The organism is Pseudomonas reidholzensis, from assembly GCF_900536025.1.
Classification (GTDB): domain Bacteria; phylum Pseudomonadota; class Gammaproteobacteria; order Pseudomonadales; family Pseudomonadaceae; genus Aquipseudomonas; species Aquipseudomonas reidholzensis.
Window position 1 is genome coordinate 170,304 of sequence record NZ_UNOZ01000013.1, and the last position, 14,940, is coordinate 185,243.

Sequence of the window (14,940 nt, forward strand, 5' to 3'; positions counted from 1 at the left end):
TCGCGGACAGCGGCTACCAGAGTGTGCTCGGCGAGGTGGCCGGGCATATCGCCAGCTTCTCCGAGAAGCTTGACGAATACACCGACCTGCTCGCCAAGGAGCAAGGTATCAAGGCCCAGTTGCAGGCCAGCGCCGAGCAGGCCACCGCACGCGTCGAGCAGGCCTACGCCGGCCAGGAGCAGGCGATGCAGGACGAGCTCAAGCGCAATGCGCTGGCGATCGCCGTGGCCACGGCGCTGGCGCTGCTGGTGGGCATCCTGGCGGCGTGGCTGATCCCCCGGGCGGTGGTCGGCCCGCTCAAGCGGGTGATCGCCCGCGCCCAGCGGATCGCCGCCGGCGACCTGGGCATGGACGCTGAAGCGGCCCGTCGTGACGAAGTGGGGCAACTGATGCAGGCCATGCAGCAGATGGCCGAGGGCTTGTGCGGGATTGTCAGTGGCTTGCAGCAGGGCATCGAACAGTTGGCCGGCAGTGCCCAGTCGCTGTCGGCGGTGACCGAGCAGACCAACCGCGAGGTCGGCAACCAGAAGGAAGAGACCGAGCAGGTCGCCACGGCGATGCAGCAGATGACCGCCACGGTGCATGACGTTGCACGCAATGCCGAGCAAGCGGCAGAGGCGGCGCAGGCGGCCGACGAAAAGGTCGCGTCTGGCCAGCAGGTGGTGCGCCAGAGCATGCAGCGTATCGAGCAGCTGGCCGAGGCGGCGGAAACTGCCAGTGCCGGGATCGACAGTTTGAGTGCCGAGATCCATACCATTGGCGATGTGCTGGAGGTGATCAAGAGCGTCGCCGAGCAGACCAACCTGCTGGCGCTCAACGCCGCCATCGAGGCGGCGCGTGCCGGTGAGCAGGGGCGCGGCTTTGCGGTGGTGGCCGATGAGGTGCGTGCGCTGGCGCGGCGCACCCGGCAGTCGACCGAGGAGATCGAGCGGTTGGTGGCCAGTTTGCGCGGCAATGCCCAGCAGTCGGTGGCGCAGATCCGTGGCAGTACCGAGCTGGTGCGCTTGGCGGTGGCGGACACGCTGCACACCGAGAGTGCCCTGGGCAGTATTGCGGCGGCGGTGTCACTGATTCAGCAGATGAACCAGCAGATTGCGGCGGCGGCGGAGCAGCAGAGTTCGGTGGCCGAGGAGATCAGCCGCAGCGTCACCCAGATTCGTGGCAGTGCGGATCAGGCGGCGCTGGCGATGCAGGACAATGCGCGTTCGAGTGTCGAGCTGGTGCAACTGGGGGATGAGCTGAAGGGGATGGTGGGGCATTTCAGGTTGTGAGCGAGGGCAGATCGTTACGCGTCATCAGCCTCATCAGCGCTTGAGTCACACCAGCGCTTCAGCGAGATAGAGTCTGTGAGTCTGCTCTATCTGTTCGATCAGTTGCTCATTTTCAATCCCCGCTGTGGCTGCAAAATCACGCCAACGGCGGACGGCATCAGCCACTTCCTTGATGATCTGTTTCGCGGGGATGCGGGGTATCTGATTGGCCAGCGAAAGCAGGTCATCCAGAGTGAAATCGTCCCTTTTCCCATTGATGCTCATTTGGTGGCTGGATACCCATTCCGAGTCAGCGCGGTAAGCCCAGCACATGTCATAGGCGGGTGTGAGTCGCCATACGCCGTCTCGCCACACTTGGAATGCAATGTTGCGGGTGTGGTCGTCCTGGTTTCGTGCAATGACGTTGAACACGGCGCGGCGGAACAGCTCGATGCTGTCTTCTCGGGGGAGCCCGAGATCCCGTGCTACCAAGAGTGCTTGCTCGTACGAGTAAGCGCCCGGTTTGGTGTAGTCAGCGATGTCCATTGCACACAATGTCTGGACATGGAGCTTGTCACCATCCTCCATCCGGTCGAAGCGGCGAGTCATGAAATGAGCGCGTGGGCCCTCAAGGTGCAAACGGCACTCCATCATGTTGATACCCGCGGCCACGGTCATCAGGTGATAGGCGTATTCCACCCGCCCGAAACCCGCAGGATCACCGAGTGAGTCTGCCTGTTTGGGGACATCGAACTTGAACAGCCAGTAGCTGTAGCCGCCGGGTGCTGTGATTTGGCCTGAGCAAAGCTCGCCGGTCTTTTCGTTGATGGCGATGATGGCTTTTGGCCGCTGGCCGCCCGCAGACGAACCGACCTGGAACAGGTGTTTGATCGCCTCCTCATGCCGTTCGCCGCCCCCCAGTTGCAGCCCTGTATATTGCTGCTGGCGCTGTTGGAGGATTTGCCCGGCAAGCTCGACCAGCGACTCCACCTGCAACTTCTCGATCTTGGTTTTGATCCTGTCGACGGCTGGCCTGAACTCCAGCGCTCCCATCCCGCGAGCGCCAATGTAGAGCAACCGTTCGACCGGGGTGAAGCTTTTCGGATCACGCCCTTCCTTGGCAAGCCAGGCGTCGATCACAGCGTTACCGAAGTCGTCGGGCAGCGAATCCGAGAGGCAGGGCGGCAAAGATTTGAACGCGGCAGGGTTCAGTGACGGGAATGCGTACACCTCGCCGGGTACAGCCGGCATGGTCAGTGGGGCAATCTCAAGCCCGATATCGGTAAACGCTGGGTCGAACTCGAATGTGCCTGTTGCAGGTGCCTGACTGTCATCCCAGAGCACTGCGCCCACTTTGACGTCCCACATCCAGACTTCTGCCGTTATCGCCATGTCAGTGCTTCCTTGGAATCAGCAAGGGTTTGACCTTGTCGGGTTGGGCGTCGTGACCGCCTTGAGGGTGGTGGGGCTCAGGCGACGTGGTATAGGTACGAATTCGACCCTGACTGTTGCGAGTCACGCCAAGTGCTCGCACACGTCCAGTTTTCCCTGTCTGGGCTGCAGCAATCGGGCTGATGCGCGGGAGCTCCACCAGGCTGGACAGCAGGTCCAGTGCGCCAAGCTCTCGGAGCACTGCAATCAGTAGCTGTAACGTGCCTCTACCTTTTTCCATTTTCTGAAGCGTTGGGGTGCTGACGCCGACCTGTGCTGCCAGCTGGTCCTGGGTGATGTTTTGGCGTAGCCGGCGCTCGCGTAATGCTTCGCCGAGTTGGGCGGCGATCGCGTCATCACTCTTTCGTTGGATTCTCATAAAGAAAACCTTACTTGCTGTTAAGGCCTGTGGGTGCTGGTTAAGCAAAAAAATCTTTGCTTTATAGGATGATTGTAGCTCAGGCCTTCTGAGTCGTGTAAGGCAAAAATATCTTTATAAGCATGGCTTAAAACAGCCATAAGGCAAATATTTCTTTGTGTTGCAGAATCCTCCTGAAAAGGAGCATGAACCTGTAGGAGCGGCCTTGCCGGGGCGCCGGACCGGTCGGAAAGGGCCGCGCAGCGGCCCCGACTATCTCAAGCCTTGCGCGGGTTCAGAATCAACAAGGTAATCACCCCCGCCACAATCCCCCAAAACGCCGAGCCAATCGAAAACAAGGTCAACCCGGACGCCGTCACCATAAAGGTGATCAACGCCGCCTCACGCTCACGCGGCTCGCTCATGGCCACGCTCAACCCGTTCATGATCGAGCCAAACAGCGCCAGCGCCGCAATCGACAACACCAACTCCTTGGGCAACGCCGCAAACAACGCCGCCAAGGTCGCGCCAAACACCCCGGCAATGCCATAGAAAACCCCGCACCAGACCGCCGCGGTATAGCGCTTGCTCGGGTCTTCATGAGCATGCGGCCCGGTGCAGATCGCCGCACTGATCGCCGCCAGGTTCACCCCGTGCGAGCCAAACGGCGCCAGCAGCAACGAAGCAAACCCGGTCGCTGATATCAGTGGCGAAGCCGGCACCTGGTACCCGTCAGCGCGCAACACCGCGACCCCAGGCATGTTCTGCGAGGTCATCGCCACCACGAACAACGGGATGCCGATACTGATGGTCGCCGCCAGCGAGAAGCTCGGCGTGGTCCACACCGGCGTGGCCACTTGCAGGTTGAAGCCACTGAAATCCAGCAGGCCCAACGCCCCCGACAATGCGGTGCCGACCACCAGCGCAGCGAGCACGCAGTAGCGCGGCGACAGGCGCTTGACCAGCAGGTAACTGAAGAACATGCCCAGCACCAGCAAGGTGCGGTGCTGCGCGGCGACAAAGATCTCGCTGCCGATCTTGAACAGGATCCCGGCCAGCAACGCCGAGGCCAGCGAAGCCGGAATACGCTTGACCAGCCGCTCGAAACTGCCGGTCAGGCCGCAGATCAGCACCAGCACCGCGCAGGTGACGTAGGCGCCGATCGCCTCGCCATAACTCACCCCGCCCAGGCTGGTGATCAGCAACGCCGCGCCGGGGGTCGACCAGGCCACGGTGATCGGCGTGCGGTAGCGCAACGACAGGCCGATACTGCACACGGCCATGCCGATCGACAGGGCCCAGATCCACGACGAGATCTGCGCCGTGGTCAACCCGGCGGCCTGGCCGGCCTGGAACATCAACACCAGCGAGCTGGTGTAGCCGGTGAGCATGGCGATAAAGCCGGCGACCACTGCCGACGGGGAGCTGTCTGCCAGGGGGCGCAGGCGCGCGGAGGTGGCATCGGTCATGGTGCAGTCCTTGTACAGGTAAGCGTTTTTTTCAGGCTAACGCGGCTGAGGTTGATCCTTGCCATACAGCGACCATTGCTTTTAGCCGTACAGTCGCCAACTATTGGCCGGGTATCGGCAACTGCACGAGAGGGGAGGAGCGATGTACAAGGTCTATGGCGACTACAAGTCGGGCAACTGCTACAAGGTCAAGCTGATGCTCAGCCTGCTGGGCCGGGAATGCGAGTGGCACCCGGTGGATATTCTCAAGGGCGAGACCGAGACGCCCGAGTTTCTGGCCAAGAACCCCAACGGCAAGGTGCCGGTGCTGGAGCTCGAAGACGGCACGTGCCTGTGGGAGTCGAATGCGATTCTCAACTTTCTCGCCGATGGCAGCGAGTTCCTGCCGAGCGAGCCGCGCTTGCGTACCCAGGTGTTGCAGTGGCAGTTCTTCGAGCAGTACAGCCATGAGCCGTATATCGCCGTGGCGCGGTTTATCCAGTATTACCTGGGGCTGCCGGATGAGCGGCTGGAGGAATACAAGGGGCTGCACAAGGGCGGCTATAAAGCGCTGCGGGTGATGGAGAAGCAGCTGCAGATGACGCCGTATCTGGTCGGCGAGCAGTACTCGATTGCCGATGTGGCGTTGTATGCCTACACCCATGTGGCGCATCAGGGTGGGTTTGACTTGGCGGCGTATCCGGCGGTGCAGGCCTGGATTGCCAGGGTCGCCTCGCATCCGCGGCATGTGCCGATGGGTGAGTAGAGTTGATGGCCCCATCGCGGGCAAGCCCGCTCCTACACGTAGACCGCGAGCCCTGTAGGAGCGGGCTTGCCCGCGATAGGGCCCTCGCGGGCCCTACAAATCTCAGGCCTGGGCGAAGCGCTGGTCGAGGTAGGCAATAATGGCCTTGGACTCATACATCCAGGTCACCTGCCCTTGCTCTTCAATACGCAGGCACGGCACTTTCACCCGGCCGCCACCCTCGAGCAGCGCCTGGCGGTGCACGGGGTCGTTCTTGGCATCACGCAGTGCCACCGGCACATTCAGGCGGTGCAGGTTGCGCCGGGTCTTGACGCAGAACGGGCAGGCATGGAACTGGTACAGCGCCAGGTCCTGGGCCGCTTGCTCGACCTTGGCCTGGGCCGCCGGGTCACGCTTTTGCTTGGCCGGGCGGCTGATCCAGTCGCCGAACACGATAAGCTGGCCGAGGCCGACCCGCAGGGCTTTGACGATCATGGGCAACTCCTGAACAAATAAAAAGCCGACCCCTCAGGGTCGGCTCGGGTCAGCGGCCGATCACTTGATCAGGCTGAGGAACTCGCTGCGGGTGGCGGCGTTTTCACGGAACTCGCCCAGCATCACCGAGGTGATCATGCTCGAGTTCTGCTTCTCGACACCGCGCATCATCATGCACATGTGCTTGGCTTCGACGACCACGGCCACGCCCGCGGCGCCGGTCACTTTCTCGATCGCCTCGGCGATCTGGCGGCTGAGGTTTTCCTGGATCTGCAGGCGACGGGCATACATGTCGACGATCCGCGCGACCTTGGACAGGCCGATCACCTTGCCCTTGGGCAGGTAGGCAACATGCGCCTTGCCGATGAACGGCAGCATGTGGTGCTCGCACATCGAGTAGAGCTCGATGTCCCGGACCAGCACCATCTCGCTGTTGTCGGAGCTGAACAGCGCACCGTTGGTGACTTCTTCCAGGGTCTGTTCATAACCGCGGCAAAGGTACTTCATCGCCTTTGCAGCCCGCTTGGGCGTATCGAGCAGGCCCTCACGGGAGACGTCCTCGCCGATCTGGCTGAGGATCTCGGTGTAGTTCTGTTCCAGGGACATGGATCTACCTGTGGGAATAATCGCAAATAAAGAAGGGTACGGCGGCGCGGGCGGCGCTGCAAGCGCGGCGTTATTCGTCGCGGCCGTCGAGCATGGTCCGTTTGAGGATCACGTACACCGCGCCGGTGCCGCCGTGGCGGGCCTGGCACGAGGTAAAGCCGAGCACTTGCGGGTGTTGGCGCAGCCAGGTGTTGACGTGGCTCTTGATCATCGGCCGCCTGCCGTCGATGCGCGCGGCCTTGCCGTGGGTGACGCGCACGCAGCGCACTTCGAGCTTGGTGGCTTCGGCGAGAAACGCCCAAAGGATCTCGCGGGCTTTTTCGACGTTCATGCCGTGCAGGTCGATGCTGCCTTCAAAGGCGATCTGGCCGAGCTTTAGCTTGCGCAGCTGGCCTTCCTGAACGCCGTCGCGGCGCCACATCAACTCGTCTTCGGCGCCGACATCGATGACGAACTGATCGGACATGCCATCGACCACCAACGGCTGGTCGGTGCGCACCGTGGCCGACTGGCGCAGGCCAGCCAGCTGCTTGCGGTCAGCCTTGGCCTTGCCGACCTCGGCACGGTCGTGCTTGATCGGCTTGACGCCGCGCACTTCGGCATGGAACAGGGAAAAATCGTCGTCTTGCATGCAGGCCTCCACGTGGCGGCGTAGTTTACGCGAGTGCGCGCCTGCGTACACCTGTGCGGGCCTCTTCGCGGGGCAAGCCCGCTCCCACAGGATCTCCGCTGACCGTTACAGCGGCGCAGAACCTGTGGGAGCGGGCTTGCCCCGCGAAGAGGTCGGCACTGACACCTTGCCTAGTCGTGTTTCTTCATCAGGTGCGGCGAAAGGTTGAGCTCGCGCCCACGGCGCAGACGGATCCGGCTCCGCCGCCAGAACCGCACCCCCGCCCACAGCAACAACAACCCCACCGCCGTCAGAATCCCCGACAACGGCCGGTTGGCATTGAGTTCGGCCAGCGCCTCGTAATTGCCCAGCAGCCCCGCAAACCCGGCCATCGCCAGGAGAATCCCCAGCGTGGCCAGCAAGGCAGACAGACCGGCGGCCAAACGGGCGCCCCAGTTGCGCGGTTGGCGCGGGCGGAGACGCTTGGCATCGAAACTGTCAGAGAGCTTCATTCCCGATTTCCTCTATGGGTATCCGGAATTCGACCGGTGCGCCGCCCGCGGGTTCCGCCCGACCGCCGGGCGGTAGCCGTTGCGAGCGGTGCCGTCAGACCAGGCTGGCGGTCGGCGCGACGCAGGCGAAGTTGTCGGCCATCACGGCCATTTCACCCTGGTGGATCTGGGCGGCTGGGATGACGCCGTCCTTGAAGGCCAGATCGCGGGTCGCCGAGGCGTCCTCGACCAGGGTGCACCGATAACCATAGTCCTTGGCGCGGCGCACGGTGGTGCTGACGCTGGAATGGCTCATGAAACCGCAGACGATCAGGTCCAGGTGGCCCTTCTCCTGCAAGGTTTCGTGCAGTTGGGTGTTCTTGAAGGCGTTGGGCATGCGCTTTTCGATGACGACTTCATCGCCACGCGGCTCCAGGCCTTCGATGAACTGGCCGCGCGGCCCTTGCGGGTCGAACAGGCCGCCAACGGTGCCCAGGTGACGGACGTGGATGATCGGACGGCCGGCCTTACGCGCGGCGTCGAGCAACCTGGCGATGTTGGCCACGGCCTCGTCCATGCCCGACAGCGCCAGGGGACCACTGAGGTACTCCTTCTGCGCATCGATGATGATCAGGCTGGCGTTGCCCAGCTTGGCCGGCGGGTAGTCGCGGCCACTGAGGCGGAACATCGTGGTTGGAACGGACATCAAGGGCTCCTTCAGTAGGGCTTTTGTAGGCCTATTCTCCCTTGCTTGGCCGCTAATGGGAATGGTTGACAACGCAAGCGGCGTAATTACTGGCTTGGGGCGTGTCGGCGAGCGCGCGGTGGAACATTTCAGCGGGTGGGCCTGTTAGACTTTTGGCCTGTCTGAAAAGGAGTACCCCGTGATCACATCCCGCCTGCGCACCCTGCGCGACCACATCCGCTGGGCGGTCAGCCGCTTCCACGAGCACGAGCTGTTCTTCGGCCATGGCGCCGACAATGCCTGGGACGAGGCCCGCCTGTTGGTGCTGGGCGCCGTGCACCTGCCGTGGGAAATCGCCGACAGCTACCTGGACTGCCAGCTCGAGGACGATGAGCGGGTGCGCTTGCAGCACCTGTTCAAGCGCCGTATCGAAGACCGCGTACCCACCGCCTACCTGTTGGGCGAGGCGTGGTTCTGCGGCATGTCGTTCGTGGTCGATGAGCGGGTGCTGGTGCCGCGTTCGCCGATTGGCCAGCTGATTGAAAAACGCTTTGAGCCGTGGCTGGCGCAGGAGCCGGCACGCATCCTCGACCTGTGCACCGGCTCGGGCTGCATCGGTATCGTTGCTGCGGATGTGTTCCCGGAGGCCGAAGTGGTGCTGGCCGACCTGTCGTTCGACGCGTTGGAAGTGGCCAACCAGAACATCGAACGGCATGGCCTGGATGAGCGCGTGTACACCGTGCAGGGCGATGGTTTCGGCGGCCTGCCGGGGCAGCGCTTCGACCTGATCCTGTCCAACCCGCCGTATGTCGATGCCGAAGACTTCGCCGACATGCCGGCCGAGTACCAGCACGAGCCGGAGCTGGGCCTGGCGTGCGGTAACGATGGCCTGGACCTGGTGCGGCGGATGCTCGCCGAGGCGGCTGATCACCTGACCGAGAAGGGCTTGCTGATCGTCGAGGTGGGCAACAGCCAGGTGCACGTCGAGGCGCTGTACCCGGAGGTCGACTTTGCCTGGATGGAGTTCGAGCACGGTGGGCACGGGGTGTTCATGCTGACGGCCGAGCAGTGCCGCCAGCATCAGGAGCTGTTCCAGTCACGCGTTTGAGGTGAGCCGGGGGGCTGCTGCGCAGCCCATCGCAGGCAAGCCAGCTCCTACAGGGGGCTGTGCAACGCGGTCTAATTGTGGGAGCGGCCTTGTGTCGCGAAAGGGCCGCGAAGCGGCCCCACTGGATTTCAACCCCTAGCGCGTAGCAATCCATATCAACAACCCCGCCTGGAACATGGCAAACGCCACCAGGCAGGTAATGGTAAACCGCAGCCCGCCATCCTCCCGCCGGTACTTGGCCACGCGCTCATCACGCTCGCGCAGCTGCGCTTCCTTCTCCAGCAAGGTCTGTTCAGCCTGCTGCAGCATGCCAGCCGACTCCAGCGTGTCGACGCGCTGGACCTTCTCGGTGTTCCAGCCGCCTTTGAGCTGGCCAACAGCCAACTCCACAGTGCTGCCCTTGAGCACCTGGCCCTCGGCGTACGCCACCTCGACGCCGACATGGCGCAGCACATTGTCACGCCGCAGGCGGGTGTCTTCGTTGAGCGCGTCCTTGTTCGGCAGGGCCATGCCTTCGACCCGGTAATGCGACCAGTTGGCCTGCAGCCACTGCACGGCCTGGGCCAGCATGAAGCGGCCAAGGCCACGGTTGAGCGGCTCCAGTTGCAGGCCCGCTTCGGCACCGATGCGCACGAGGTGCTCGGTGTGGTCGACGCGGATATCCAGCTGGTTCTGCTCCTTGCGCACTTTTTGCCCGGGCAGGTTGATCTGCATGCGCAGCAGGCTTTGCTCGCGGTTGTGCCGCTCGGCATAGCCGAACTGCACGAAGCGCAGCGGCCGCGCACCGCTGTTGCGGTCGGTGGGCAGCGGCGCCAGGCGCAACAGCTGGAAATGTTCGGCGGCCAGGTCCGCCCACGGCAGCGCGGCGCTTTCCGGGGCTTGCGGCTCTTCGGTCGCCTCAGCGACGGGGGCATCGGTCATCAGGGTCGTCCTCACAGGCACACGGCGGCCCATCAGTCGCGGGCCCGATGCTTGCTTATCGGCAGATGCCGCCAGGACCTGAGGGCAAACTGCTCAGGCCGGCGGCAACTGACGAATAAACGCGACGATCCGCTCACCCAGCTCACGTGCCAACGGCAACTCGGGGTTCTGGTAGCTCTCGCGCTGGCCGCTCATCGCCCGTGGGCTGATGCGCAGCATGTGGTTCATGCCGTCGATCAACACCAGTTGGGCATCCGGCTTGGCCGCCTTCAGCCGCTCGGCGTCAGCCACTTCGACCTGCACATCGTTGCGCCCCTGCAGGATCAGCGCCGGTACCCCCAATCGCGCAAAGGCAGCGGCCGGGTCTTGGCGCAGCAGCGAAATCAGGTACGGCTGCACGCTCGGGCGAAACACCTCGCGCAGTGCGGGCGGCACATCGAGGCTGGTCTGCCCGGCCTGCAGGCGGTCGATCAGGGCAGCGCCTGCCGTCAGTTGCGCCGGCGGCAGGCGCTGGGCCAGCTGCTCGCGCAGCACCTCGGCCACCGGCCGGCCGCTGCCGGCGACGGTGATCACCGCGCTGGCGCCGGCTTGTTCAGCGGCCAGGGTGGCGATCAGCGCGCCTTCGCTGTGGCCGAGCAGGATCAGCGGGCCGAAGCGTGGGTCGGCCTTGAGCTGCTGCGCCCAGGCGACGGTGTCGGCGACGTAGCGCTCGACGCTGAGGTCGCGCTCGTCCGGGGTGGCCGGCTGGCTGGCGGCCACGCCGCGCTTGTCGAAACGCACGCTGGCGATGTGTTCGCCGGCCAGCAGCAGGGCCAGCCGCTTGAGGTTGTCGATGCGCCCGCCCGCGGGGTTGTTGCCGTCGCGGTCGGTCGGGCCGGAGCCGGCGATGATCAGCACCACGGGCGGCGGGGTGGCTTGCTGGGGCAGCAGCAGGCTGCCGTGCAGCACGCCCTGGCCGGTGTCGAGGTCGATCGGGCGCTGCAGGACGGTCGGGGCGGCGGCGTGGGCGAGGCTGGTGCACAACAGCAGGAGGAGGGCGGCGAGGCGCAGCATCATGGGGGCTTCGTGGGGAGATGAGGGTTGGACCGGGGCCGCAGGGGAAGGTTCGTGTAGCCAGTGCCGGCCTCTTCGCGGGTAAACCCGCTCCCACAGGGTTCTGGGCAAGGTCCAAAACCCAGGCATTGCAAAGCGCCCTGTGGGAGCGGGTTTACCCGCGAAGAGGTCAGCCTGGGCGACAAATCCCTTGGATTGTTGCTCGCAAGGCAGCCGCTTTCCGTATACTGCCCTCTCATCCAAATTCAGGCTGATTCGCGGAGCGTCCATGTCCGGCAATACCTACGGCAAGCTGTTCACTGTCACCACCGCAGGCGAAAGCCATGGCCCGGCGTTGGTCGCCATTGTCGATGGGTGCCCGCCCGGCGTGGAAATCTCCCTGGCGGACCTGCAGCACGAGCTCGACCGGCGCAAGCCCGGCACCAGCCGGCACACCACCCAGCGCCAGGAGCCCGACGAAGTCGAGATCCTTTCCGGGGTGTTCGAAGGCCGTACCACCGGCTGCTCGATCGGCCTGCTGATCCGCAACACCGACCAGAAGTCCAAGGACTACTCGGCGATCAAGGACCTGTTCCGCCCAGCCCACGCCGACTACACCTACCACCACAAGTACGGCGAGCGCGACTACCGCGGCGGTGGCCGCAGCTCGGCGCGGGAAACCGCCATGCGCGTGGCGGCCGGCGCCATCGCCAAGAAGTTCCTGGCCAGCCAGGGCATCACCGTGCGCGGCTACATGAGCCAGCTGGGCCCGATCGAGATCCCGTTCAAGACCTGGGACTCGGTCGAAGAAAACGCCTTCTTCAGCGCCGACCCGAGCAAGGTGCCGGAGCTCGAGGCGTACATGGACCAACTGCGCCGCGACCAGGACTCGGTCGGGGCGAAGATCACCGTGGTTGCCGAAGGCGTGATGCCGGGCCTGGGTGAGCCGATCTTCGACCGCCTGGACGCAGAACTTGCGCATGCGCTGATGAGCATCAACGCGGTCAAGGGCGTGGAAATCGGCGCCGGCTTCGCCAGTGTCGCCCAGCGCGGCACCGAGCACCGTGACGAGCTGACCCCGGAAGGCTTCCTCAGCAACAACGCCGGCGGCATCCTCGGCGGTATCTCGTCGGGCCAGCCGATCGTCGCGCACCTGGCGCTGAAGCCGACCTCGAGCATTACCACCCCGGGCCGTTCGATCGATGTCGACGGCAACCCGGTCGAGGTGATCACCAAGGGCCGTCATGACCCGTGCGTGGGCATCCGTGCGACGCCGATCGCCGAGGCCATGATGGCGATCGTGCTGATGGACCACCTGCTGCGTCATCGGGCACAGAATGCTGATGTGCGGGTGAATACGCCGGTGCTGGGTCAGCTTTAATCCGCTATCGCCTGTACTGGCCTCTTCGCGGGTAAACCCGCTCCCACAGGATCTGCAGCGCTGCAAAACCCTGTGGGAGCGGGTTTACCCGCGAAGGGGCCAGTACAGTCAGTCCACAATGAACTGACCCCCATGCCCGCAATCCCTTACTGGCGCCTGTCCAGCTTCTACCTGTTCTACTTCGCCCTGCTCGGCTCCACGGCGCCCTTCCTGGCGCTGTACTTCGACCACCTGGGCTTCTCCCCGGCGCGCATCGGCGAGCTGGTGGCGATCCCCATGCTGATGCGCTGCATCGCCCCCAACCTGTGGGGTTGGCTGGGTGACCGCAGCGGCCAGCGCCTGCTGATCGTGCGCCTCGGTGCGTTGGCGACCCTGGCCACCTTCTCGCTGATCTTCTTCGCCAAGAGCTACGCCTGGCTGGCAATGGTCATGGCCTTGCATGCGTTTTTCTGGCACGCGGTACTGCCGCAATTCGAGGTCATCACCCTGGCCCATCTGCACGGCCAGACCTCGCGCTATAGCCAGGTGCGGCTGTGGGGCTCGATCGGCTTCATCCTCACGGTGGTCGGCCTGGGCCGGTTGTTCGAATGGTTGAGCCTGGACATCTACCCGGTGGCGCTGGTGGCGATCATGGCGGGCATCTTCCTCGCCAGCCTGTGGATCCCCAACGCACAGCCGGTCGAGCAGGCCGAACGCAGCGGGGCAGGGGGCTTCCTGCGGCAACTGCGTGCGCCCGGGGTGCTCGCCTTCTACCTCTGTGTGGCGCTGATGCAGCTCAGCCACGGGCCGTACTACACCTTCCTCACCCTGCACCTGGAACACCTCGGCTACAGCCGCGGCAGCATTGGCCTGCTGTGGGCGCTGGGGGTGGTGGCGGAGGTGCTGGTGTTCATGGCCATGAGCCGCATCTTCGCGCGCTTCTCGGTGCGCCGGGTGCTGCTGGCGAGCTTTGTCATCGCCGGGCTGCGCTGGTTGCTGTTGGGCAACCTGGCGGACCTGCCGGGGGTGTTGATCCTCGCGCAGGTCATGCATGCGGCGACCTTCGGCTGCTTCCATGCCGCCGCCATCGCCTTTGTCCAGTCCAGCTTCGGCGCGCGCCAGCAAGGCCAGGGCCAGGCGCTGTATGCGGCATTGTCCGGCACCGGCGGCGCGCTGGGCGCTTTGTATTCGGGTTACAGCTGGAACCTGCTGGGCCCGCACTTCACCTTTGGTATGGCCAGCGTCGCGGCGTTCGCTGCAGCCGTTATCATTGCCACTCGAATGTCCGATAGCAGGAACAGCCCCTGATGAGCACCCTCAGCGTTTTCCACACCTCCAGCCCTGGCCTGCCGTACAAGCTGCTGACCCACCACGACGACGTCGTCGCGACCTTGGCCGAGCAGGGCGTGCGTCTTGCCCACCAGCCGCATGACTTGCGGATTCGCCCGGGCACTTCGCGCGATGAGGTGCTGGAGGCGTGCCGTGCGCCGCTGGACCGGTTGATGACCGAGCATCGCTGTGCGGCGTTCGAATTGCTTAATCGCGAGGGCGTGGCGGCGGATCAGGTCGACCTGCGGGACGAGCATGTGCATGCCGGCGACGAGGTGTTCGCGGTGATCAGCGGGCGGGCTCAGGTCAGCCTGCGGGTGGGCGAGTACGTGTATGGGGTGCTGTGCGAGAAGGGTGATGTGCTGGTCGTGCCGGCTGGGGCCCGGCGCTGGATCGACTTGGGGGAGACACCGTTTTGCCTGGCGTTGCGTTTGTTCAGCGATGAGCAGGGGAAGCAGGCGAGCTTTACCGGGGATGACAGTGCCCGTGAATTCCTCGGCATGGATGAGTTCTGAGGATTTTGGGGCCGCTTTGCGGCCCATCGCGGGCAAGCCCGCTCCTACAGGGCGCGCGCCGCTCTTGATTGCGGCGCGGTACCTGTAGGAGCGGGCTTGCCCGCGATGGGCCGGCCCAAATTCTGGATCAACGATACGTCGGCAGGGCAAACCGCTGTTGGCTCTGCAGCATGGTGATCACCGGCAACTCACTGGCCTGCTCGGCCAGGTCACGGCGGATCGCGCTGATCGCCCAGGACAGCTGCTCGGCGCTGTGCATTTGCCCATAGGTCAGCACCCGACGCGTCACTTTGCCATCGGCTGCACGCAGGGTCAGCAGGATGCCCCCATCCGGGCGAGGCTGAGTAGCGACCTGGTAGGCGGAAAACACCGAGGTGAACTTTTGCTGGATGAGGTCCATATCAACTCCTGACTGTTGTATTGGCAGACGTGAGTTGAAGGTTGCAGTGACCGTGCCAGCTTTCCTCGTGTAAAAAACCCTTATAAATCAGTCACTTAAAATAAGTTGCCGAAGCCCGCCTCGTGCATTGTGCATGGTCATGCATTTTGCATAGTG

At 64.1% G+C, this 14,940-nt stretch carries 17 protein-coding genes and 1 pseudogene; 7 read left to right on the forward strand and 11 right to left on the reverse strand.

Annotation, left to right across the window (positions count from 1 at the left end; all coding sequences use genetic code 11):
* Positions 1–185: 185 nt before the first annotated feature.
* A pseudogene (locus tag CCOS865_RS28690) lies at positions 186–362 on the forward strand (hypothetical protein); the annotation flags it as partial.
* A 204-nt stretch (positions 363–566) separates the two neighbouring features.
* A complete protein-coding gene (locus tag CCOS865_RS28695) occupies positions 567–1,271 on the forward strand; it encodes a methyl-accepting chemotaxis protein (protein ID WP_415842659.1) in 705 nt (234 codons plus the stop codon).
* 45 nt (positions 1,272–1,316) lie between these two features.
* Here CCOS865_RS28695 and CCOS865_RS08725 read toward each other — a convergent pair whose 3' ends face one another.
* The 3 genes from CCOS865_RS08725 to CCOS865_RS08735 form a co-directional block, all read right to left on the reverse strand.
* Positions 1,317–2,642: a type II toxin-antitoxin system HipA family toxin gene (locus tag CCOS865_RS08725; protein WP_119139834.1), complete on the reverse strand. Its 1,326-nt coding sequence runs from the start codon at positions 2,640–2,642 to the stop codon at positions 1,317–1,319.
* A 1-nt stretch (position 2,643) separates the two neighbouring features.
* Positions 2,644–3,060, reverse strand: coding sequence for a helix-turn-helix domain-containing protein (locus CCOS865_RS08730; protein WP_119139836.1), 417 nt, complete (start codon positions 3,058–3,060; stop codon positions 2,644–2,646).
* Positions 3,061–3,317: 257 nt separating this feature from the next.
* Positions 3,318–4,508, reverse strand: coding sequence for a benzoate/H(+) symporter BenE family transporter (locus tag CCOS865_RS08735; RefSeq protein WP_119139838.1), 1,191 nt, complete (start codon positions 4,506–4,508; stop codon positions 3,318–3,320).
* A gap of 142 nt (positions 4,509–4,650) precedes the next feature.
* Between CCOS865_RS08735 and CCOS865_RS08740 the strand changes: the two genes are divergently transcribed.
* Positions 4,651–5,253 carry a glutathione S-transferase family protein gene (locus tag CCOS865_RS08740; protein WP_119139840.1) on the forward strand — a complete coding sequence of 201 codons (603 nt, stop codon included), beginning with the start codon at positions 4,651–4,653 and terminating at the stop codon, positions 5,251–5,253.
* A gap of 102 nt (positions 5,254–5,355) precedes the next feature.
* Here CCOS865_RS08740 and CCOS865_RS08745 read toward each other — a convergent pair whose 3' ends face one another.
* From CCOS865_RS08745 to CCOS865_RS08765, 5 genes are all read right to left on the reverse strand, one after another.
* Positions 5,356–5,727: a glutaredoxin family protein gene (locus CCOS865_RS08745; protein WP_119139842.1), complete on the reverse strand. Its 372-nt coding sequence runs from the start codon at positions 5,725–5,727 to the stop codon at positions 5,356–5,358.
* Positions 5,728–5,787: 60 nt separating this feature from the next.
* Entirely contained in the window at positions 5,788–6,333 is a 546-nt protein-coding gene (folE, locus tag CCOS865_RS08750; RefSeq protein WP_119139844.1) for a GTP cyclohydrolase I FolE, read from the reverse strand.
* Between the two features lie 70 nt (positions 6,334–6,403).
* Entirely contained in the window at positions 6,404–6,964 is a 561-nt protein-coding gene (locus CCOS865_RS08755; protein WP_119139846.1) for a Smr/MutS family protein, read from the reverse strand.
* A gap of 170 nt (positions 6,965–7,134) precedes the next feature.
* Entirely contained in the window at positions 7,135–7,455 is a 321-nt protein-coding gene (locus CCOS865_RS08760) for a hypothetical protein (protein ID WP_119139848.1), read from the reverse strand.
* Between the two features lie 94 nt (positions 7,456–7,549).
* A complete protein-coding gene (locus CCOS865_RS08765) occupies positions 7,550–8,140 on the reverse strand; it encodes a cysteine hydrolase family protein (protein ID WP_119139850.1) in 591 nt (196 codons plus the stop codon).
* 178 nt (positions 8,141–8,318) lie between these two features.
* Here CCOS865_RS08765 and prmB point away from each other — a divergent pair, with 178 nt between their 5' ends.
* On the forward strand, positions 8,319–9,227 hold the full coding sequence (prmB, locus tag CCOS865_RS08770) for a 50S ribosomal protein L3 N(5)-glutamine methyltransferase (protein ID WP_119139852.1): 909 nt from the start codon (positions 8,319–8,321) through the stop codon (positions 9,225–9,227).
* 135 nt (positions 9,228–9,362) lie between these two features.
* Here prmB and CCOS865_RS08775 read toward each other — a convergent pair whose 3' ends face one another.
* Both CCOS865_RS08775 and CCOS865_RS08780 read right to left on the reverse strand, forming a co-directional pair.
* Positions 9,363–10,148, reverse strand: a complete 786-nt coding sequence (locus CCOS865_RS08775) for a hypothetical protein (protein WP_119139854.1) — start codon at positions 10,146–10,148, stop codon at positions 9,363–9,365.
* A 93-nt stretch (positions 10,149–10,241) separates the two neighbouring features.
* Positions 10,242–11,204, reverse strand: coding sequence for an alpha/beta hydrolase (locus tag CCOS865_RS08780; RefSeq protein ID WP_119139856.1), 963 nt, complete (start codon positions 11,202–11,204; stop codon positions 10,242–10,244).
* 265 nt (positions 11,205–11,469) lie between these two features.
* On the opposite strand from CCOS865_RS08780, the gene aroC reads away from it, so the two are divergent.
* The 3 genes from aroC to CCOS865_RS08795 all read left to right on the forward strand — a co-directional run bounded on the left by aroC (position 11,470) and on the right by CCOS865_RS08795 (position 14,384).
* Positions 11,470–12,561 (forward strand): chorismate synthase, encoded by a 1,092-nt coding sequence (gene aroC, locus CCOS865_RS08785; RefSeq protein WP_119139858.1) that lies wholly within the window; start codon positions 11,470–11,472, stop codon positions 12,559–12,561.
* 132 nt (positions 12,562–12,693) lie between these two features.
* The gene (locus CCOS865_RS08790; RefSeq protein WP_119139860.1) at positions 12,694–13,848 is read left to right on the forward strand and encodes an MFS transporter; all 1,155 of its coding nucleotides are present in this window, start codon (positions 12,694–12,696) and stop codon (positions 13,846–13,848) included.
* On the forward strand, positions 13,848–14,384 hold the full coding sequence (locus CCOS865_RS08795) for an oxidase (protein ID WP_119139862.1): 537 nt from the start codon (positions 13,848–13,850) through the stop codon (positions 14,382–14,384). Before CCOS865_RS08790 ends, CCOS865_RS08795 begins: the two co-directional genes overlap by 1 nt.
* A 127-nt stretch (positions 14,385–14,511) precedes the next feature.
* Here CCOS865_RS08795 and CCOS865_RS08805 read toward each other — a convergent pair whose 3' ends face one another.
* Positions 14,512–14,784, reverse strand: a complete 273-nt coding sequence (locus CCOS865_RS08805) for a DUF3509 domain-containing protein (protein ID WP_119139864.1) — start codon at positions 14,782–14,784, stop codon at positions 14,512–14,514.
* Positions 14,785–14,940 lie beyond the last annotated feature (156 nt).